We start from the raw sequence: 19,020 nt of genomic DNA on the forward strand, positions 1-19,020 counted from the left end.
CGCCCTGCGTGCCCGACCCGACGCCGCCGCGCTGGCGGCAGCCCCGAGGCCGCCCGCCCGGCCCTGCGCCGCGCCGGCCCGGCCGCGGGGCACACCCCTCACAGTACCGTCTTGAGCCCCACCGCGGGCACTTCGCGCGGCAGTTCCACGCGAAAGCGCGTGATGCCCTCGCGCGAGCCCGCCTCGATGCAGCCGCCGTGCGTAAGCACGATCTGCTGCGCGATGAAGAGACCCAGCCCCAGGCCCTTGTGTTCGCCCGGCCGGCGTTCGCCGCCGCGAAACGGATTGAACAGGTGCGGCAGCAACTCGGGCGGGATGGTGCCGCCGTTGCTCACGACGATCACGATGCGATCCGACGCGGTGCCGTCGACCTCGACCCGCACCGGCAGCCCGGCGCTGCCATGATGCACGGCGTTGCCCACCAGGTTGGCCAGCACCTGGCACAGCCGCTCGCCGTCCCAGGTTCCCAGCAGATTGCCGCGCAGCTCGGTTTCGATGCGGCGGTCGGGAAAGCCCGTCTGCACTTCGTCCAGCGTGCGTTGCAGCAGCGTCTCCATGCTCAGCCGCGTTGGCGCGAGCGTCAGGCCGCCGGCCTGGCGGATGCGGGTGACGTCGAGCAGGTCTTCGATCATGCGCGCCATGCGCTCACTGCTGCGCAGCATGCGATCGGCGATGCTGGCGACGCGCGCGCCGTCGGTCTGGCGCTGCAGCAGCGTGGCCGCGATCGTGATCGACTGCAGCGGCGTGCGCAGGTCATGGCTCAACACCGCCATGAACATCTCGTTCACGCGCAGCGCTTCAGTGCGCTCGCGCAGCTGCTGTGCCAGGGCCCGCTTGCGTTCGTGCAGCTCGAAGAACACGTTCGCCTTCGTGCTCAGCATGTACGGGTCGATCGGCTTGTACAGAAAATCCACCGCGCCGCTTTCGTAGCCGCGGAACTGCCAGTTGTGCTCGCGCGAGCCGGCCGTCATGAAAATAAGCGGAATGTGGCGCGTACGTTCGCTGCCACGGATCAGCTCGGCCAGCTCGAAGCCGTTCATCTCCGGCATCTGCACGTCCAGCAGGGCCAGCGCCACGTCGCCGTGGTGCAGCAGCAGCTCCAGCGCTTCGGAGCCGGACTGGGCCTTGAGCACCTCGACCCGGTCGCTCTCGAGCAGCGCTTCCAGGGCGACCAGGTTTTCCGGTACGTCGTCGACGAGCAGGCACTTGATGCGGTCGTCTGGGGCTGGGGCGGGCGTGAGGATCATGGTGTCGTTCTAGGGGTTTACAGCAGGCGCTGCGCGTGAAAGCGGGCGAGCAGCGCGGCGATGTCGTCGGGCGTCAGCACGTGGTGGGCCCGGACCCGCGCGAGCGCGGCTTCGGGCATGGCGGGCATGGCGGCGCTCGCGGGCGCCTGGACGACGGTGCAGCCGCCCGCGGCATGGATGGCCTCGAGCCCGGCCGCGCCGTCTTCGTTCGCGCCCGACAGCAGCACGCCGAGCAGGCGCTCGTCGTAGGCGTCGGCGGCCGACTCGAACAGCACGTCGATCGACGGCCGCGAGAAATGCAGCGGCGCGTCCACCGACAGGGCGAGCCGCGGGCCCGCGTCGATCAGCAGGTGGTAGTCGGGCGGCGCGAAGTAGACGTGGCCGCCCAGGATCTGCATCTGGTCCTGCGCCTCCAGCACCGGCAACGCGCAGCGCTCGCGGAAAATGTCCACCAGCAGGCTGCGCCGGTCGCGCGGCAGGTGCAGCACGACGACCACCGCCGCGCGCAGGCCGGCCGGCAGCCTGGGCACCAGCGTGGTCAGCGCGTCGATGGCGCCGGACGATCCGCCCACGACGATCGCATCCCACGGCCCGCCAGGGGCGCGCGCGGATGGGCCGAGGTGGACGGGCTCGCTCACAGGCCGGCCTTCTTGCGGTAGATGCGGTCTTCGAGCACCAGGTCGTCGAAGTTGTCGGCCTGCGCCGAGAAACGCAGCGATTCCTTCGACCCCAGGCCCAGGAAGCCGCGATGCACCAGCGCGTCGCGGAACAGGCCCAGCGCGCGATCCTGCAGCTTGCGCTCGAAATAGATCAGCACGTTGCGGCAGGAGATCAGGTGCACCTCGGCGAACACGCTGTCGGTCGCGAGGCTGTGATCGGAGAACACCATGTGGTCTCGCAGGGCCTTGTCGAACACCACCCGGCCGTAGCGGGCCGTGTAGTAATCCGACAGCGAGCTGCGGCCGCCGGAGCGGGTGTGGTTGTCGGTGAAGGCCGCCACCCGGTCGAGGTCGAAGATGCCCTGCTCGGCCGCGCGCAGCGCGTGCGGATTGATGTCGGTGGCGTAGATCAGCGCACGCTCGAGCAGGCCCTCCTCGCGCAGCAGGATCGCCAGCGAATAGACCTCCTCCCCGTTGCTGCACCCGGCCACCCAGATCTTGATCGAGGGATAGGTGCGCAGGATGGGCACGACCTCGCGGCGCAGCGCCGCGAAATACGTGGGATCGCGGAACATGTCGCTCACCTGCACCGTCAGGAACTGCAGCAGGCCGGTGAACACCGCCGGCTCGTGCAGCACGCGGTCCTGCAACTGCGACAGGGTCTTGCACTCGAACTGCAGCAGCGCGCTCTGCAGGCGCCGCTTGAGCGACGCCTGCGCGTAGCCCCGGAAATCGTAGTGATAGCGGTGGTAGATGGCATCGATCAGCAGTCGCTGTTCGATGTCGGCGGTACGCACCTTGGGCTGATCTGGCATGTTCGGCTCGAAAAACGCGTTCAGGGCGCCTTACTTGGGCATCCAGACCCGCACCAGCGAGAGCAGGCGCTCCACGTCCAGCGGTTTGGCGATGTAGTCATTGGCGCCCGCGGCGATGCACTTTTCCTGGTCGTCCTTCATGGCCTTGGCGGTCAGCGCGATGATGGGCAGGCGGCGCCACTCGGGGCGGTTGCGGATCTCGCGCATGGCGGTGTAGCCGTCCATTTCCGGCATCATGATGTCCATCAGCACCAGGTCGACGGCGGGCTTGTCGCCGGTGCCGGCGCGCGCCAGCGCGTCGAGCGCCTCGCGACCGTTGCGCGCGATCTCGACCTGCAGCCCGGTCGGCTCCAGGATGCTCGACAGCGCGAACACGTTGCGCACGTCGTCTTCCACGACCAGCACCGTGCGGCCTTCCAGCGCGGTCTCGCGGCTGCGCGCCAGCTCCAGCATCTTGCGCTGCTCGGGCGGCAGCTCGGCCTCCACCTGGTGCAGGAACAGCGTGACCTCGTCGAGCAGGCGTTCGGGCGAACGCGCGTCCTTGATGATGATGGACTTGGAGAAGCGGCGCAGCTGCTGCTCCTCGTCGAGCGACAGCGCGCGGCCGGTGTACACGATCACGGGCGGGAACGACACGCTGTCCTGCTCGGTCATCTGCTGCAGCAGCTCGTAGCCGCTCATGTCGGGCAGGTTCAGGTCCATCACCACGCAGTCGAAGGTGGTTTCGCGCAGCAGCTCGAGCGCCTGCGAGGCCGTCGCGGCCGGCACGATCTCGACGTCGTTGCGCGCCAGCAGCTGGCGCACGCTCTCGCGCTGGCGGTCGTCGTCCTCGACCACCAGCACACGGCGCACGTTCTGCGTGAACTTGGCCTCGAGGCGCTGGAACGCGTGCACCAGCTCCTCGCGCTTGACCGGCTTGAGCGCGTAGCCGATGGCGCCGCGGCCCATGGCCTCCTGCGAATAGTCGGCCACCGACACCACGTGCACCGGGATGTGGCGGGTGTGCGGATTGCGCTTGAGCTGGTCGAGCACGCCCAGGCCGGAGAAGTCGGGCAGGTTGATGTCGAGCACGATGGCGTTGGGCCGGCGCTGCGCCGCCAGCGCCAGGCCGTCGGCCGCGGTGTTGGCGACGTGGCAGACGAAGCCCATTTCGCGCGCCAGGTCGTTCAGGATGGCGGCGAAGCGCTCGTCGTCCTCGACCACCAGGATGCTGCGGCCGCTCTCCGCCGGCTGGGGCGCGCTCGGCGCCGGGGTGGCGGGCACCACCGCCGGGATCGCCGGCACGGCCATGGCCGGGATGTCCGGCCGGAAGGCGGCGGCGGCCTTGCGGGCCACCTGCGACGCGTGTTCCGGCGACGACTCCAGGCGCACCGGCACGACCAGCGTGAACACGCTGCCCTCGCCCGGCGTGCTCGCCACGGTGATCGTGCCGCCCAGCAGCGCGGCGAGGTCGCGCGAGATCGACAGGCCCAGGCCCGTGCCACCGTACTTGCGGTGGGTGCTGCCGTCGGCCTGGCGGAAGGCGTCGAAAATCAATTGCTGCTGGTCGGCCGCGATGCCGATGCCGGTGTCCTGCACGGCAAAGGCCAGCTGGCCCTGCGGCGTGCGGGCCACGCGCAGCGCGACGCTGCCGCGCTCGGTGAACTTGAGCGCGTTCGACAGCAGGTTCTTCAGCACCTGGCCCAGGCGCTGCGGATCGGTGTGCATGACGGCCGGCACGCCGGCGTCGACCTCGAGGTCCAGCGTCAGCCCCTTTTCCTCGGCGATCGGGCGCAGCGGCTCCAGCAGCGACTGCAGCGTCTGGGCGATCGAGACCTCCTCGACGCTCACCGTGGCCTGGCCCGCCTCGATCTTGGCCAGGTCGAGAATGTCATTGATCAGCACCAGCAGGTCGGTGCCGGCCGCGTGGATCGTCTGGGCGTACTTGACCTGCTCTTCGCTGAGATTGCCGGGCCGGTTGTCCGACAGCAGCTTGGCCAGGATCAGCGTCGAATTCAGCGGCGTGCGCAGCTCGTGGCTCATGTTGGCCAGGAACTCGCTCTTGTAGTGGCTCGCCTGCGCCAGTTCGCGCGCCTTCTCGGTGAGCGCGTCCTGCACCCGCAGCAGCTGCTCGCGCTGGCGCTCGAGCTGGTCGGTCTGCGATTCCAGATTGGCGTTGGTCTGCTCGAGCTCGGTCTGCTGCAGCTCCATGCGCGCCTGCGACTCCTGCAGGATGCGGCTCTGCTGCTCCAGCTCCTCGTTGCTCACGCGCAGCTCTTCCTGCTGGGTCTGCAGCTCTTCCGACTGGCGCTGGGTTTCTTCCAGCAGCGCCTCCAGGCGGCTGCGGTCCAGGCCGGCCCGGATCGCCACGGCCAGCGTCTCGGACGCGCCTTCGAGCAGCGCGCGCTCGGCCTCGCCGACGGCATGGTTGAAGCCCAGCTCCAGCACCGCATACACGCGTCCGTGCTGCATGGCCGGCGCCAGCAGCAGCTCGGCGGGATTGGAGCGGCCGGTGCTCGACGTCACCTCCAGGTGGCCGGCGGGCACATTGCGCAGGTGCATCAGCTTGCGCGACGTGGCGGCCTGCCCGGCCAGGCCCTCGCCCGACTGGATCTTCTGCGCCAGGCGCTCGCGCGGCAGGGCAAAGCCGCCGAACAGCTCCAGGTCGCCGCTGGCGCGGTCGAGCACATAGCCCGCGCCCACGTCGGCGCGCAGATAATCGGCCAGGTAGTCGAGCGTGCGCTGGCCGATCTCCTCGACCCGGTGATCGCCCTGCAGCTTCATGCTCAGGCCCGACAGACCGGCACTGACCCACGACTGGCGCGCCTTGTTGCGGTACTCGCGCATGGTCATGCCGGCGGAGGTCAGGATCAGGATCAGCAGCAGGATCGAGCCGCCCCAGGAGTAATAGGCGGACAGCGCGGCGGCGTCGGCCCAGGCCTCGCGGCGGTCCGTCAGCGCCTCCATCTGGCGCGTGTAGAGATCGGCCACCAGGTCGCGCAGGCGGTCCATCGCGTCCTTGCCGGTGTCGGTGCGCACCAGCGCCAGCGCGCCTTCGGTGTCGCCGGCCCGGCTCAGCTCGATCGTCCTGGCCAGCTCGGCCAGCTTCTGTTTGGTGATGCCCTCGATATCGTTGACGATGCGGCGCTGGGTCGAATCCGTGTACACCACCTCCTTGACCTGGGCCAGGCGCTGCTCGATCAGCGGCAGCGCGCGCAGATAGGGCTGCAGGTAGGCCAGGTCGCCGGTCAGCAGGTAGCCGCGCTGTCCGAGCTCCGCGTCCTTCAGCGCCGAGTTGAACAGGCTGAGCTGGCGCAGCGTCTCGGTGGTGCGGTCGATGGCCTCCACCGCCTGCACGCGGGTGTCGGCCGAGCGCACGTTCACGAACAGGATGACGAGGGTGGCGAGCGCCGCCGTGACGAAGCCGGCCAGCAGCGTCCTGGGGAAGATGTAGCGGCTGGCTGCTTGCGATGCTTTCGGCATGGGATCGGGTTTCCGGGGCAATGGAACGACACGCTCGGCCGCGCGTCGGGCGCAGCGTGCGTGGGCTTATATAAGAATGAGGCGGGTTTGCGGCCGAGAGGCCGCGCCATGGACTATACCGGTTTTGTCCCTAATCGCATCGGAGCGAGTCTGTTTAATCATCGGATCGCTTGCATTCGAAAAGAAAAACGCGCGAACGAGCTTCCCGCGCCGCGGCCTTCCCGTCGATTGTCGACACGCGATGCGCGCGACGCGACAACATCGAATAACGACCGACGGGTCGGCACGAGAGGCGTCGCCGCGCGGCGCGGGCGGCGGCAGCGCCGCGCTGTCCGCCCCCCGGAATCGTTGCGCGCGCACCCTTCCCCGCACCGACCGACCGGCCGCAACGCGCGCGGCCGACCGCCCTGCGCGTTGCCGCACCGATCCCTCCGTCGCGTCGCGCCCGGCCGACCGCCCGGTCGCGCGGCCCGCGTCCGGCAAGGCGGCCGGACGAGGATCTCGCCGCACGCAGGGGAAGCGCAAACCCGTTCAGTGGTCAGGCCACTGCACCAAATCGCTAGTGGTTTTCCCTGAAAAACCGATTTTACGACCGCCGGGCGGTTCCCTCCGCCAGAGGGCTTAGGTATATTTCGCGTCAGTGGCCTGACCACTGAACCACCAGACACCATCACAGGAATCGTCGCATGGCCGCTTTCCAGGCAGTTGCCTCCACCCGCCTCTACCGCATCATCGCGGATCAGATCGCGGGGCGTATCCGGGCAGGCGACTTCCCGGCGGGCGGCAGGCTGCCGGCCGAACGCGAGCTGGCCGAGCAGTTGCAGGTGAGCCGCGCCTCGGTGCGCGAAGCGCTGATCGCGCTGGAAATCGAAGGCTATGTGGAAGTGCGGGTGGGCACCGGCGTGTTCGTGTGCGCGCCGCGCGCCGACGGCCAGTACGCCGCCGCTGCCGCTCCCGCGCCCGCGGCCGGCGCCACCGAGTCCACCGACATCGGCCCCTTCGATCTGCTCGAAACGCGGCTGCTGATGGAGCCCGAGTGCGCGGCCCTGGCCGCGCAGAAGGCGTCTGCGGCGCAGATCGCGGCGATCCGCGCGGCCCACGAGGCCATGTCGCTCACGGATGGCCCGGCCGAGCACGACCGCGCGTTTCACAGCGCCATCGGCAATGCCTGCGGCAATGCCGCGCTGGCCGCGGCGATCTCGCACATCTGGCACCTCTCCTCCACCAGCCCGGTATTCCACCGGCTCGAAGAGCATTTCGTGACCACCAACGTGTGGAGCGAGGCGCAGAAAGAACACGAACGCATTCTCGCGGCCATCACCGACCGCGACCCGATCCGCGCCCGCCACGCGATGCACGACCACCTGGTCGGCATCATGGCGCGGCTGCGCGAGGACTTCGGCAGCGGTGGCATCCGATGACCCGCTGACCTGACGCCGGCCGCGCCGGCTCCCGCTTTCAACGCCCCTGACAGGCTGGCGCCTCGCGCACCGGCCGGGGCCCGTTCACGCCGCGGTTCCGGCGTGCCGCGGCACCGACGGATTCGGTGCACGACAGGCAAAACGACACTGCCCAGGGGAAAACAAATGCAGCTTCGCCACACCCTCACCCGCCTGCTGGCCGCCGCCGGCTTCACGCTCGCGCTGGCGCCCGCCGCCCACGCGCTCGACATCAAGCTCGGCCACGTGCTCGCGCCCAGCCACAGCTGGAACAAGGCCGCCGAAGGCTTCGCCGCCGAGGTCAAGGAAAAGACCGCCGGCCGCGTCAACTTCATCCTGTTCCCGAGCGGCCAGCTCGGCAACGAGAAGACCATGCTCGAAGGCCTGCAGATCGGCAGCCAGGGCGCGGCCATCATCGGCTCGGGCTCCCTGCAGCCGATCGAACCGAAGTTCGGCATCGTCGAGCTGCCCTACACCTGGACCTCGTCGGCGCAGGCCTACAAGGCCTATGACGGCGAACTGGGCCAGGCCCTGGCCAAGCTGGCCGACAAGAAGAACCTGGTGCTGGTGTCGTGGTGGGAAAACGGCTTTCGCCACGTGACCAACAACCGCGGCCCGGTCAGCAAGCCGGCCGACCTGGCCGGCCTGAAGACCCGCGTGACGCCGGACAAGATGCGCCTGGACACCTTCACGGCGCTGGGCGCGAACCCCGCCCCGCTGGCCTTCGGCGAGCTCTACTCGGCCCTGCAGCAGAAGGTGTTCGACGCGCAGGAGAATCCGCTGTCGATCATCTACACCTCGTCGTTCTTCGAAGTGCAGAAGTATCTCTCGCTCACCGGCCACGTCTGGGGTCCCGCCAACCTGATCGTCTCCAAGCCGGTCTGGAACAAGATCTCCGCCGATGACCGCAAGATCGTGCAGGCCGCCGCCGACAAGTGGCGCGACGCGCAACGCAAGATGATCAGCGAAGGCGACCAGCAGTACATCGAGCAGCTCAAGGCCAAGGGCATGCAGGTCAACGAGGTCGACAAGGCCGCGTTCGCCGCCGCCGTGGCCCCGGTCTGGAAGACCTACGAGCCCGTCTACGGCGCCGACCTGATGGCCCTGGTGCAGAAGTACCGCGAGGCCAAATGATGCTTGCCCGACTGTCCGTCATCCTGTCGGGCATCAGCAAGGCCTTCGCCGCCGTGGCGGTGGCCTTGCTGGCGATCCTGATCACCTACGTCGTGTTCGCGCGCTTCGTCACGCACACCACGCCGCACTGGGCCGAGGAGCTGCCGCGCCTCGTGCTGGTGTGGTCAGCCTTCATCGGCGGCGTGGTCTGCAGCTTCGAGCGCTCCCACCTCATGGCCGGCCTGCTGCCCTTCATCGTGCGCAACGAGCGCGTGCTGGCCTTCTTCGAACGCCTCAACCACGTGCTCATCATCGTGGGCCTGCTTGCGCTGGGCTATGCCGGCTGGCAGCTCGCCGAGCTCACCATGGACCAGACCCTGCCCGCGCTCGACGTGTCGGCCGGCACCGTCTACCTGGCCCTGCCGTTCGCCTGCGCCGTCACGGCCGTCGTGCACCTGGCGCAACTGTTCGCGCCGACCGCCGCAAAGGATTAATCGATGTCTTCCGGTGCCCTCTTCCTGATGGGCGTGTTTGCGATCACCGTGCTGATCGACATGCCCATCGCCTTCGGGCTGGTGCTCTCGTGCCTGGCCTACCTCGCGATCTATGACGCCGCTCCGCTCATGGTGGCGGCCCAGCAATACGTCGTGGGGCTGGACAGCTTCACGCTGCTGGCCATTCCCCTCTTCATTCTCGCCGCCCAGCTGATGAACGGCGCGGGCCTGACCCAGCGCATCGTGCGCCTGTGCGCCGCGCTGGTCGGCGACATCAAGGGCGGCCTGGCCGTGGTCGCGGTGCTGGCCTGCCTGCTGTTCGGCGCCCTGTCGGGCTCGGGCGTGGCCGACGTGGTCGCGATCGGCAGCCTGCTGCTGCCCGCCATGGCGCGCGCCGGCTACGACAAGGGCTTCTCGTGCGCCCTGGTCGGCAGCGCCGGCGCCACCTCCACCATCATCCCGCCCAGCATCGTGCTGATCGTGTACGGCACCATCACCGACACCTCGGTGGGCAAGCTGTTCCTGGCCGGCATCATCCCCGGCATCCTGCTCGGCCTGTCGCTGATCGGCGTGGCGATCTGGCAATCCCGCAAGCACGGCTGGTCGGGCGGCCAACCCTTCTCGTGGGGCGAGCTGCGCGCCGCCTTCATCGACGCGCTGCCCGCGCTGATGGTGCCGGTGCTCATCATCGGCGGCATCCGCTTCGGCATCTTCACCGCCACCGAGGCGGCCTCGAGCGCCATCGTCTACGCGCTGCTGATCGGCTTCTTCTGGTATCGCACGCTGAGCCTGCGCGCGATCTGGGAAAACCTGAAGTCCACCGGCGAGGGCAGCGCCTCGATCCTGCTCATCATCGGCGCGTCCGGGCTGTTCGCCTGGGTGCTGGTGGCCGAACAGGTGCCGCAGGCGCTGTCGGGCCTGCTGATGAACTGGACCGACAGCAAGACCACCGTGCTGCTGGTGCTGACCGTGGTGCTGCTGCTGCTCGGCACCTTCATGGAAGCGATTCCGGTCATCATCATCGTGGCGCCCGTCGTAATGCCGGTGCTGGCCCACTACAACATCGATCCGGTGCACTTCGGCATCCTGCTGTCGATCAACATGGCGATCGGCGCCAACACGCCGCCCGTGGGGGTCGACCTGATGGCCGCGTGCAAGATCGGCGGCATCAACATGATGCAGACCCTGCGTCCGCTGTCGTGGATGATGCTGGCCATGACCGCCGTGATGCTGCTGCTGACCTTCGTGCCCGAACTGGTGCTGTTCCTGCCGAGGCACGTGCAATGAGCCCCCGCCGCCCCGTTTCGCTGCGTCGCAGCTGGATGTTCGTGCCCGGCCTGGACGCCGCCGCGCAGCGCGCGGCCCTGGCCGCCGGCGCCGACGCCCTGGTGGCCGACCTGGAAGAGTTCACCGCCCCCGCCGACCGGCCCGCTGCGCGCGTGCGCATCGCCGCGCTGTTCGACGAATGCCGCGCCCAGGGCGTGGTTGCCGCCACCCGCATCAACAAGCTCGAGGACTGCGGCCTCGACGACCTGGCCGGCGTGATGCCCGGCGCGCCCGACGCGGTGTTCCTGCCGCACGTCGAGCACGCCGAGCAGATCGCCGCGCTCGATCGCGCCATAGGCGCGCACGAGGCCGCGCTCGGCCTGCCCGCCGGCAGCACCGAGATCGTGCCCACGCTGGAGTCCGCGCTCGGCGTGGTGCGCGCGCTCGACATCCTCACGGCCAGCCCGCGCGTGGCCGCCTGCCTGCTGGCCGCCGAAGACCTGAGCGCCAACCTGGGCGCCGAGCGCGCGCCCGACGGCATCGAGCTGCACGCCGTGCGCGCCCGCTTCCTGGTGGACTGCATCGCCGCCGGCTGCGTGCCGATCGACTGTCCGTTCAATTTCCGCGATCCGGACGCCCTGCGCGCCGACCTGCGCTGGGCGCGCCGCCTGGGCCTGAAGTCCAAGTGCGCGACCTTCGCCGAGCAGTTGCCGCTGATCCACGAGGTCTTCACGCCGGCCGCCGCCGAAGTCGCCGAGGCCGCCGATCGCGTGAGCCGCTTCGAGGCGCAGCGCGCCGGCCAGAGTGCCGGCGAGCGCGTCGATCCGCCCGTCTACAACACCGCGCGGCGCCTGCTGGCGCGCCACGCCGCATTCGAACAATGGGCCGCCGACAGCGCGGCCCGCACCCCCAAGGGAGACGCCGCATGACCGCCACCCCGCACCTGACCGAACGCAACGGCGGTCAGATCCTGATGCAGCAGCTGCGCATACACGGCGCGCGCCGCATCTTCATGATTCCGGGCGAAAGCTACCTGCCCTGCATCGACGCGCTCAACGAGCACGCCGGCGCCATCGAGCCCATCGTGTGCCGCCAGGAAAGCGGCGCGGCCTACATGGCCGAGGCCTATGGCAAGCTGACCGGCGAGCCCGGCATCTGCTTCGTCACGCGCGGCCCGGGCGCCACCAACGCCAGCATCGGCGTGCACACGGCCTTCCAGGACTCCACGCCGATGATTCTGTTCGTCGGCCAGGTCGGCAACGACTTCATCGAGCGCGAGGCGTTCCAGGAAGTCGATTACCGCCGCATGTTCGGCCAGATGGCCAAGTGGGTGGCGCAGATCGACCGCACCGACCGCATACCCGAATTCATCGCGCGCGCCTTCGCCGTGGCGACCAGCGGCCGGCCGGGTCCGGTGGTGCTGGCGCTGCCCGAAGACACGCTGTGGGGCCGCGCCACCGTGGCCGACCTGCCGCGCTACCAGCGCAGCCACAGCCATCCCGGCGCCGGCGACCTGGCCCGCATGGTGGGCCTGCTGGACCAGGCCGAACGGCCGTTCCTGCTGCTGGGCGGCAGCGGCTGGACCCCGACCGCGGTCGACCAGATCGCCGGCTTCGCCAAGCGCTTCGAACTGCCGGTGGGCACCGCATGGCGCCGCCTGGAATGCTTCGACCAGCGCCATCCCAACGCCGCCGGCCACGTGGGCTGGGCCATGGCCCCCGCCCTGCGCGAGCGCATCCTGGCCGCCGACCTGGTGCTGGCGGTGGGCACGCGCATGGGCGAGGCGACCACCGAGGGCTACACGCTGATCGAAAGCCCGCGGCCGCGCCAGCAGCTGATCCATGTCTATCCCGACGCCAACGAGCTGGGCCGCGTGTTCGCGCCGACCCAGGGCATCGTGGCCGACGTGGCGAGCTTCGCCGCGGCCGCCGCGCAGCTCAAGCCGGGCCATGCCGCCCCGCGCGGCGCCGCCGTGGCCGAAGCGCGGCGTGAGTACGAAGAGACGCTGCGCCCGCTGCCCTCGCCCGGCCCGATGTGCCTGGACGAGGCCGCCTCGTACGTCGATGCGCACCTGCCGGAGAACGCCTGCGTCACCGTGGGCGCCGGCAACTACGCGCTCTATCCGCACCGCTACCGCCGCTTCGCCGGCCTGGGCACCAGCCTCGCGCCGACCGTGGGCTCGATGGGCTACGGCTTGCCGGCCGCCATCTCGGCCAAGCTCGAACACCCCGACCGCGCCGCGGTCTGCTACGCGGGCGACGGCTGCTTCCAGATGAACCTGCAGGAGCTGGGCGTGGCGCTGCAATACCGGCTCGGCATCGTCGTGCTGGTGTTCAACAACGGCATGTGGGGCACCATCCGCGCCCACCAGGAGCGCGAGTTCCCGGCGCGCACGATCGCCCTGACGTTCCAGAATCCGGACTTCACCCAGCTCATCAAGAGCTACGGCGGCCACGGCGAGGCGGTGGAACGCACCGCCGACTTCGGCCCGGCCTTCGAGCGCGCGCTCGCCTTCGCGCAGCGCGAGAACCTGCCGGCCCTGCTGGAGATCCGCTACGACGCCGACGGCATCGCGCCGGGCCAGACCCTGGCCGGCATCCGCGCCGACGCCCAGGCCCGCATCGCCGCCCAGGGCCACTGAACCGAGACCATGATGAGCACGATATCGATCGACGGCCAGCGACTCTGGCAATCCCTGATGGACCTCGCCCGGATCGGCGCCACGCCCAAGGGCGGCAACTGCCGGCTCGCGCTGACCGCGCTCGACGGCCAGGGCCGCGACCTGGTGACGGGCTGGATGCGCGACGCGGGCCTCACGATCCGGGTCGACCGGATCGGCAACATCTTTGCGCGCCGCGCCGGCCGCAACGAGGCCCTGCCGCCCGTCATGACCGGCAGCCACATCGACACCCAGCCCACCGGCGGCAAGTTCGACGGCTGCTACGGCGTGCTGGCCGGACTGGAAGTGATGCGCACGCTCAACGACCATGGCGTCACGACCGAGGCGCCGCTGGAAGTGGCGATCTGGACCAACGAGGAAGGCTCGCGCTTCCTGCCCGTGATGATGGGCTCGGGCGTGTTCGCCAACAAGTTTCCGCTGCAGGTCGCGCTCGACGCCACCGACGGCCAGGGCAAGCGCGTGGCCGACGAGCTGGCGGCGATCGGCTATGCCGGCACCGACCCGGTCGGCGGCCGCCCGGTGGGCGCCTATTTCGAGGCGCACATCGAACAGGGCCCGATCCTCGAGCACGAGGACAAGGTGGTGGGCGTGGTGACCGGCTCGCTCGGCGTGCGGTGGTACGACGTGACCGTCACCGGCATGGAGATGCACGCGGGCCCCACGCCCATGAACATCCGCCAGGATGCGCTCTATGCGGCCACCTTCCTGATGCAGGCCGTGGTGGAGATCGCCAACGCCAACCAGCCGCACGGACGCGGCACGGTCGGCGAGGTGCACGTGCATCCGGGTTCGCGCAACGTGATCCCGGGCCAGGTGCGCTTCACGGTGGACCTGCGCCACCAGGACGCCGACACGCTGGCCGCGATGAACGACCGGCTGCTGGCCCTGTGCGACGAGATCGCCGCGCGCCACGCGGTGCAGGTGCAGATCCAGCAGGTGCAGTACTTCGCGCCCACGCCGTTCGCGCCCGACCTGGTCGACAAGGTGCGCGCCGGCGCGGCCGCGCGCGCGCTGCCGGCGATGGACATCGTGACCGGCGCCGGCCACGACGCGGTCTACATGGCCAGCGTCACGCCCACGGCCATGATCTTCGTGCCCTGCAAGGACGGCGTGAGCCACAACGAAATCGAAGACGCGCAGCCCGCCCACCTGGAGGCCGGCTGCAACGTGCTGCTCGACGCCATGGTGGCGCGCGCCAACCAGGAAGCCGCATGACCCTGCACGATGCCGATTACTGGCGCGCCCGCGCCGAGACGCTGCGGCCCGAGGGCCGCGCCTTCATCGACGGCGCCTATCGCGCCGCCGCCGCCGGCGCCACCTTTGCCGCCCACAGCCCGATCGACGGGCGCTTTCTCGCCGACGTGGCCGCCTGCGAGGCGGCCGACGTCGACGCGGCGGTCGCCAGCGCGCGGCGCGCCTTCGAGTCCGGCGTCTGGCGCGACCAGGCGCCGCGCGCGCGCAAGGAGGTGCTGCTGCGCCTGGCCGCCCTGATCGAGGCCCACACCGAAGAGCTGGCCCTGCTCGAAACGCTGGACATGGGCAAGCCGATCCGCGACGCGCTGCTGTTCGACGTGCCGGAGACGGCGCGCTGCTACGCCTGGTATGGCGAGGCCATCGACAAGCAGTACGACGAGATCGCCCCCACCGGCCCGGACGTGCTCGCCACGATCACGCGCGAGCCGCTGGGCGTGGTGGCCGCCGTCGTGCCCTGGAACTACCCGCTCATGATGGCGGCCTGGAAGGTCGCGCCCGCGCTGGCCGCCGGCAACAGCGTGATCCTCAAGCCCGCCGAGCAATCGTCGCTGTCTGCCCTGCGGCTGGCCGCGCTGGCGGCCGAGGCCGGCGTGCCGGCGGGCGTGCTTAACGTCGTGCCCGGCCTGGGCGCCAGCGCCGGCCAGGCGCTGGGCCTGCACCCGGACGTGGACTGCATCGCCTTCACGGGCTCGACCGCCACCGGCAAGCGCTTCATGCGCTATTCGGGCGAATCGAACCTGAAGCGGGTCTGGCTCGAGTGCGGCGGCAAGTCGCCGCACATCGTGTTCGCGGACTGCCCCGACCTGGACCGCGCGGCCCAGGTGGCGGCGCTGGCCATCTTCTCGAACCAGGGCGAGGTCTGCATCGCCGGCTCGCGCCTGTATGTGCAGGACAGCATCTACGACGACTTCATGGCGCGCGTGGCGAGCCATGCGGCCACGATGCAGCCGGGCGACCCGCTCGATCCCGACAGCGCCATGGGCGCCATGGTCGATGAGCGCCAGATGCAGGGCGTGCTGGCACGCATCGAGGCCGGCCAGCGCGAAGGCGCGACGCTGCGCGTGGGCGGCAAGCGCGTGCGCGGCGAGACCGGCGGCTTCTACATCGAGCCCACCATTCTGGACTGCCCTTCGCAGGACAACTCGGTCGTGCGCGAGGAGGTCTTCGGCCCGGTGCTCGCGGCCCAGCGCTTCGGCAGCGAGGCCGAGGCGATCGCGCTGGCGAACGACTCGATCTACGGCCTGGGCGCCGGGCTCTGGACCGCCGACCTGTCGCGCGCACACCGCCTCTCGCGCGCGCTGCGCGCCGGCCTGGTGTGGGTCAACTGCTATGCCGACGGCGACATCAGCGTGCCCTTCGGCGGCGTCAAGCAATCGGGCTTCGGCCGCGACAAATCGCTGCATGCGCTCGACAAGTACTGCGACCTGAAGACCACCTGGATCAGCCTGGCCGCGCGCTGAGCCGGGGCCGGACGGCCGTCCGCCGCGAGACGGCCGTCCCGCTCAAATCGGGAGAATAAGGGGTGTTTTGCACGCTATTCCTGGCTTTTGCGGCGCCCTTGAAATAATCAGCAACAGTTAAAATGAGCGCCATAAATCCGATAACGAGCGCTTCCTGCATGCCTCTCCAGACGTCCTCCGCCCCCCGCACGATCCATCTCTATACCGAGGAGCAGCGCGGCAACCAGATCGTTGAATCGATCGTCGTCGGCATGTTCTCCGACGTCTCCGGCGCCGACAAACTCATCGTGGTGCAAGACCCGCACAGCGGGATCAAGTTCGTCTACCGCGTCGAGCACGACGTCAGCAACCTCGACGCCGCCGCCATCACCGAACTCGACGCGGCCAAGTTCGACGGCAAGTCGAGCACCAACATCAATGGCATGAGCTACAAGCTCGGCACCGCCGACGCCGCCCTGAAGCTCTTGCGCGGCAAGACCACCTGGATCCAGGACAAGGGCGCCGTGCTGTCGGTGCTGCTGCAGAACGCCGCCGTGCGCAGCGCGCGCTTCAGCGTGATGCGCATCCAGCGCGAGCGCATGACCAAGGTGCCGCCCGGCGTGCAGGTCGAGAGCCTGGCGCAGGCGCTGGCCGCGCGCGAGGCCGCCGCCGCCTCGACCGCCGATCCGCTGGTCTGAGCGGGCGCCGCCGGGCGCCCCACACCCGCTTACATCAGAAGGTCCGACGCGGGCCGATATGCAGTTACACTCCCGCGTTGCGACCCCATCCGAGGGTGCGCCGCCGCCCGCACGCCCCGTGCGCACGCCCACGCGCCCCGCCTGCCCGCCACCTATGACACTAAAAGAACAGCTCTTTCTCGCCAGCCAGTACGCGGCGCCCCACCACCTCGTATCGCGCGCCATGGGCCGCATGGCCGACAGCCGTTCGCCCGAGCTCAAGAACTGGATGATCTCGCGCTTCGTGCGGCGCTACCAGGTCGACATGAGCGAGGCGCTGGTCGAGGATCCGCTGGCCTACGGCTCGTTCAACGAATTCTTCACCCGGGCCCTCAAGCCGGACGCGCGTCCGCTCGACGACACCCCGGGCGCGGTGCTCTCGCCCGCCGACGGCGCGATCAGCCAGCTCGGCCCGATCGAGCACGGCCGCATCTTCCAGGCCAAGGGCCACAGCTACGGCCTGACCGACCTGCTCGGCGGAGACAGCGAACGGGCCGCGCCGTTCATGGGCGGCGAGTTCGCCACCATCTACCTGTCGCCGCGCGACTATCACCGCGTGCACATGCCGGTCGCCGGCACGCTGCGCGAGATGATCCACGTGCCGGGGCGCCTGTTCTCGGTCAATCCGTTGACCGCGGGCCACGTGCCCTCGCTGTTCGCCCGCAACGAACGGGTCGTCTGTGTGTTCGACACCGAGCACGGGCCGATGGCCCTGGTGCTGGTCGGCGCCATGATCGTGGCGTCGGTCGAAACCGTCTGGGCCGGCCTGGTCACGCCGCACAAGCGCCAGGTCCGCGCGGTGCGCTACGACGCCCCCGCCCGGGCGCCGATCCACCTCGAGAAAGGCGCCGAGATGGGGCGCTTCCTGCTGGGTTCGACGGTCATCGTGCTGTTCGGCCCGAAGCAGGTCCGCTGGCTCGACACGCCGTCGGTGCGCGGCCCGATCCGCATGGGCGAGACGCTGGCCCTGCCCGCCAACGATTTCCCCTCGCATCTCGACGTGGTCTGAACATCACGCACAAAAGCGAATAAGCGTTTTCAACTTTATTCGCTTTCTCTGGACATTGCCGCGCGGGTAGAGTGTGGATGCGGGACTGCCGGGGGGCCGTTCCGCCTCTCGACTTTCCGACTCTGCGGAGCCTTCCGATGTCCAGCCTGCCCACTCCCGCGGCCGCACCCGCGCCGACGCCCGTGCCGGCGCCCTCGCCGGCGCCCGCCGCCACCCGCCTTCCGCGCGTCCTGCGCGGCATCCTGAGCCTGGACGATTTCGAGGCCGCCGCACGCCGTCGCCTGCCCCGCCCGATCTACGGCTACGTGGCCGGCGCCGCCGAAAACAATCACAGCCGCGACGACAACCGCGCCGCGTTCGCCGAGCTCGGCTTCGTGCCGCGCGTGCTGGTCGACGTGTCGCGCCGCGACCAGTCGGTGGAGCTGTTCGGCCGGCGCTACGCCACGCCGTTCGGCATCGCGCCGATGGGCATCAGCGCCCTGTCGGCCTATCGCGGCGACATCGTGCTGGCGCGTGCCGCGCAGGCGGCCGGCATCGGCGCCATCATGAGCGGCTCGTCGCTGATCCCGCTCGAGGCCGTACACGAGGCCGCACCCGGCGCCTGGTTCCAGGCCTACCTGCCCGGCGACCCGGCGCGCATCGACGCGCTGATCGAGCGCGTGGCGCGGGCCGGCTACCGCACGCTGGTACTGACGGTGGACATCCCCGTGTCGGCCAACCGCGAAAACAACGTGCGCACCGGCTTCTCCACCCCGCTCAAGCCCAGCCTGCGGCTGGCCTGGGACGGCCTGACCCATCCCGCCTGGCTGGCCGGCACCTTTCTGCGCACGCTCGCCCGCCACGGCATGCCGCACTTCGAGAACTCGTTCGCCACGCGCGGCGCGCCGATCCTGTCGGCCAACGTGCTGCGCGACTTCAGCGCGCGCGACCATCTCAACTGGGCGCACGTGGCGCGCATCCGCCGCGCCTGGAAGGGCGAGCTGGTCATCAAGGGCATCATGAGCCCCGCCGACGCCGCGCTGGCACGGCAGCACGGCGTGGACGGCATCATCGTGTCGAACCACGGCGGCCGCCAGCTCGACGGCACCGTGTCGCCGCTGCGCGTGCTGCCCGACGTGGCCGAGGCCGCCGGCGGCATGGTGGTGATGATGGACAGCGGCATCCGCCGCGGCGCCGACGTGCTGAAGGCGCTGGCGCTGGGCGCCCGCTACGTGTTCGTGGGCCGGCCGATGAACTACGCCGCGGCCGTGGCGGGCGAGGCCGGCGTGGCGCACGCCATCCGGCTGCTGCGCGACGAGGTCGACCGCAACCTGGCCATGCTCGGCCTGTTGTCGTGCGCGGCGATCGATGCCGGCGTGCTGCGGCTGATGGGCCCGATGGGCGCGGCGCGCTGAGCGCGCCGGGCC

Annotated in this window: 15 protein-coding genes; 11 read left to right on the top strand and 4 right to left on the bottom strand. The window is 70.0% G+C overall.

Annotation, left to right across the window (positions count from 1 at the left end; genetic code table 11):
• Window positions 1–98 precede the first annotated feature (98 nt).
• Genes CEG14_RS11385 through CEG14_RS11400 form a run of 4 tightly spaced genes read right to left on the bottom strand, consistent with a single transcriptional unit; the run spans window position 99 to window position 6,183 of the window.
• Window positions 99–1,247, bottom strand: a complete 1,149-nt coding sequence (locus CEG14_RS11385) for a hybrid sensor histidine kinase/response regulator (protein ID WP_094826471.1) — start codon at window positions 1,245–1,247, stop codon at window positions 99–101.
• Window positions 1,248–1,264: 17 nt separating this feature from the next.
• Entirely contained in the window at window positions 1,265–1,885 is a 621-nt protein-coding gene (locus CEG14_RS11390) for a chemotaxis protein CheB (RefSeq protein WP_094826472.1), read from the bottom strand.
• A complete protein-coding gene (locus CEG14_RS11395; protein ID WP_094826473.1) occupies window positions 1,882–2,721 on the bottom strand; it encodes a CheR family methyltransferase in 840 nt (279 codons plus the stop codon). The genes CEG14_RS11390 and CEG14_RS11395 overlap by 4 nt, the downstream gene beginning before the upstream one ends.
• 30 nt (window positions 2,722–2,751) lie before the next feature.
• Window positions 2,752–6,183 (bottom strand): response regulator, encoded by a 3,432-nt coding sequence (locus CEG14_RS11400; RefSeq protein ID WP_094826474.1) that lies wholly within the window; start codon window positions 6,181–6,183, stop codon window positions 2,752–2,754.
• A gap of 686 nt (window positions 6,184–6,869) precedes the next feature.
• Between CEG14_RS11400 and CEG14_RS11405 the strand changes: the two genes are divergently transcribed.
• From CEG14_RS11405 to CEG14_RS11455, 11 genes are all read left to right on the top strand, one after another.
• Complete coding sequence (locus CEG14_RS11405; RefSeq protein WP_094826475.1) at window positions 6,870–7,604, top strand: FadR/GntR family transcriptional regulator; 735 nt, start codon at window positions 6,870–6,872, stop codon at window positions 7,602–7,604.
• Between the two features lie 165 nt (window positions 7,605–7,769).
• Window positions 7,770–8,756: a TRAP transporter substrate-binding protein gene (locus CEG14_RS11410; protein WP_094826476.1), complete on the top strand. Its 987-nt coding sequence runs from the start codon at window positions 7,770–7,772 to the stop codon at window positions 8,754–8,756.
• Window positions 8,756–9,229 (top strand): TRAP transporter small permease, encoded by a 474-nt coding sequence (locus CEG14_RS11415; RefSeq protein ID WP_094827503.1) that lies wholly within the window; start codon window positions 8,756–8,758, stop codon window positions 9,227–9,229. Before CEG14_RS11410 ends, CEG14_RS11415 begins: the two co-directional genes overlap by 1 nt.
• 3 nt (window positions 9,230–9,232) lie before the next feature.
• Window positions 9,233–10,516, top strand: a complete 1,284-nt coding sequence (locus tag CEG14_RS11420) for a TRAP transporter large permease (protein ID WP_094826477.1) — start codon at window positions 9,233–9,235, stop codon at window positions 10,514–10,516.
• A complete protein-coding gene (locus CEG14_RS11425) occupies window positions 10,513–11,424 on the top strand; it encodes an HpcH/HpaI aldolase/citrate lyase family protein (RefSeq protein WP_256985658.1) in 912 nt (303 codons plus the stop codon). Before CEG14_RS11420 ends, CEG14_RS11425 begins: the two co-directional genes overlap by 4 nt.
• A complete protein-coding gene (locus CEG14_RS11430) occupies window positions 11,421–13,136 on the top strand; it encodes a thiamine pyrophosphate-binding protein (protein WP_094826479.1) in 1,716 nt (571 codons plus the stop codon). The genes CEG14_RS11425 and CEG14_RS11430 overlap by 4 nt, the downstream gene beginning before the upstream one ends.
• A 9-nt stretch (window positions 13,137–13,145) precedes the next feature.
• Window positions 13,146–14,390 carry a Zn-dependent hydrolase gene (locus tag CEG14_RS11435; RefSeq protein ID WP_094826480.1) on the top strand — a complete coding sequence of 415 codons (1,245 nt, stop codon included), beginning with the start codon at window positions 13,146–13,148 and terminating at the stop codon, window positions 14,388–14,390.
• Window positions 14,387–15,889 carry an aldehyde dehydrogenase gene (locus CEG14_RS11440; protein WP_094826481.1) on the top strand — a complete coding sequence of 501 codons (1,503 nt, stop codon included), beginning with the start codon at window positions 14,387–14,389 and terminating at the stop codon, window positions 15,887–15,889. The genes CEG14_RS11435 and CEG14_RS11440 overlap by 4 nt, the downstream gene beginning before the upstream one ends.
• A gap of 158 nt (window positions 15,890–16,047) precedes the next feature.
• Window positions 16,048–16,566 carry a hypothetical protein gene (locus CEG14_RS11445; protein ID WP_094826482.1) on the top strand — a complete coding sequence of 173 codons (519 nt, stop codon included), beginning with the start codon at window positions 16,048–16,050 and terminating at the stop codon, window positions 16,564–16,566.
• Window positions 16,567–16,720: 154 nt separating this feature from the next.
• The gene (gene asd, locus CEG14_RS11450) at window positions 16,721–17,614 is read left to right on the top strand and encodes an archaetidylserine decarboxylase (protein ID WP_094826483.1); all 894 of its coding nucleotides are present in this window, start codon (window positions 16,721–16,723) and stop codon (window positions 17,612–17,614) included.
• A 137-nt stretch (window positions 17,615–17,751) separates the two neighbouring features.
• Entirely contained in the window at window positions 17,752–19,008 is a 1,257-nt protein-coding gene (locus tag CEG14_RS11455) for an alpha-hydroxy acid oxidase (RefSeq protein ID WP_094826484.1), read from the top strand.
• The last annotated feature ends 12 nt before the right edge of the window (window positions 19,009–19,020 follow it).

Source organism: Bordetella genomosp. 1, from assembly GCF_002261335.1.
Lineage (GTDB): Bacteria > Pseudomonadota > Gammaproteobacteria > Burkholderiales > Burkholderiaceae_B > Bordetella.

Excerpts from the sequence above, each read along its gene's own strand:
- CEG14_RS11385 (WP_094826471.1), bottom strand. The coding sequence starts at position 1,247 with ATGATCCTCACGCCCGCCCCAGCCCCAGACGACCGCATCAAGTGCCTG.
- CEG14_RS11425 (WP_256985658.1), top strand. The coding sequence starts at position 10,513 with ATGAGCCCCCGCCGCCCCGTTTCGCTGCGTCGCAGCTGGATGTTCGTG.
- CEG14_RS11435 (WP_094826480.1), top strand. The coding sequence starts at position 13,146 with ATGATGAGCACGATATCGATCGACGGCCAGCGACTCTGGCAATCCCTG.
- CEG14_RS11415 (WP_094827503.1), top strand. The coding sequence starts at position 8,756 with ATGCTTGCCCGACTGTCCGTCATCCTGTCGGGCATCAGCAAGGCCTTC.
- CEG14_RS11410 (WP_094826476.1), top strand. The coding sequence starts at position 7,770 with ATGCAGCTTCGCCACACCCTCACCCGCCTGCTGGCCGCCGCCGGCTTC.
- CEG14_RS11445 (WP_094826482.1), top strand. The coding sequence starts at position 16,048 with ATGCCTCTCCAGACGTCCTCCGCCCCCCGCACGATCCATCTCTATACC.
- CEG14_RS11440 (WP_094826481.1), top strand. The coding sequence starts at position 14,387 with ATGACCCTGCACGATGCCGATTACTGGCGCGCCCGCGCCGAGACGCTG.
- CEG14_RS11430 (WP_094826479.1), top strand. The coding sequence starts at position 11,421 with ATGACCGCCACCCCGCACCTGACCGAACGCAACGGCGGTCAGATCCTG.
- CEG14_RS11400 (WP_094826474.1), bottom strand. The coding sequence starts at position 6,183 with ATGCCGAAAGCATCGCAAGCAGCCAGCCGCTACATCTTCCCCAGGACG.
- CEG14_RS11405 (WP_094826475.1), top strand. The coding sequence starts at position 6,870 with ATGGCCGCTTTCCAGGCAGTTGCCTCCACCCGCCTCTACCGCATCATC.
- CEG14_RS11420 (WP_094826477.1), top strand. The coding sequence starts at position 9,233 with ATGTCTTCCGGTGCCCTCTTCCTGATGGGCGTGTTTGCGATCACCGTG.
- CEG14_RS11455 (WP_094826484.1), top strand. The coding sequence starts at position 17,752 with ATGTCCAGCCTGCCCACTCCCGCGGCCGCACCCGCGCCGACGCCCGTG.
- asd (WP_094826483.1), top strand. The coding sequence starts at position 16,721 with ATGACACTAAAAGAACAGCTCTTTCTCGCCAGCCAGTACGCGGCGCCC.
- CEG14_RS11395 (WP_094826473.1), bottom strand. The coding sequence starts at position 2,721 with ATGCCAGATCAGCCCAAGGTGCGTACCGCCGACATCGAACAGCGACTG.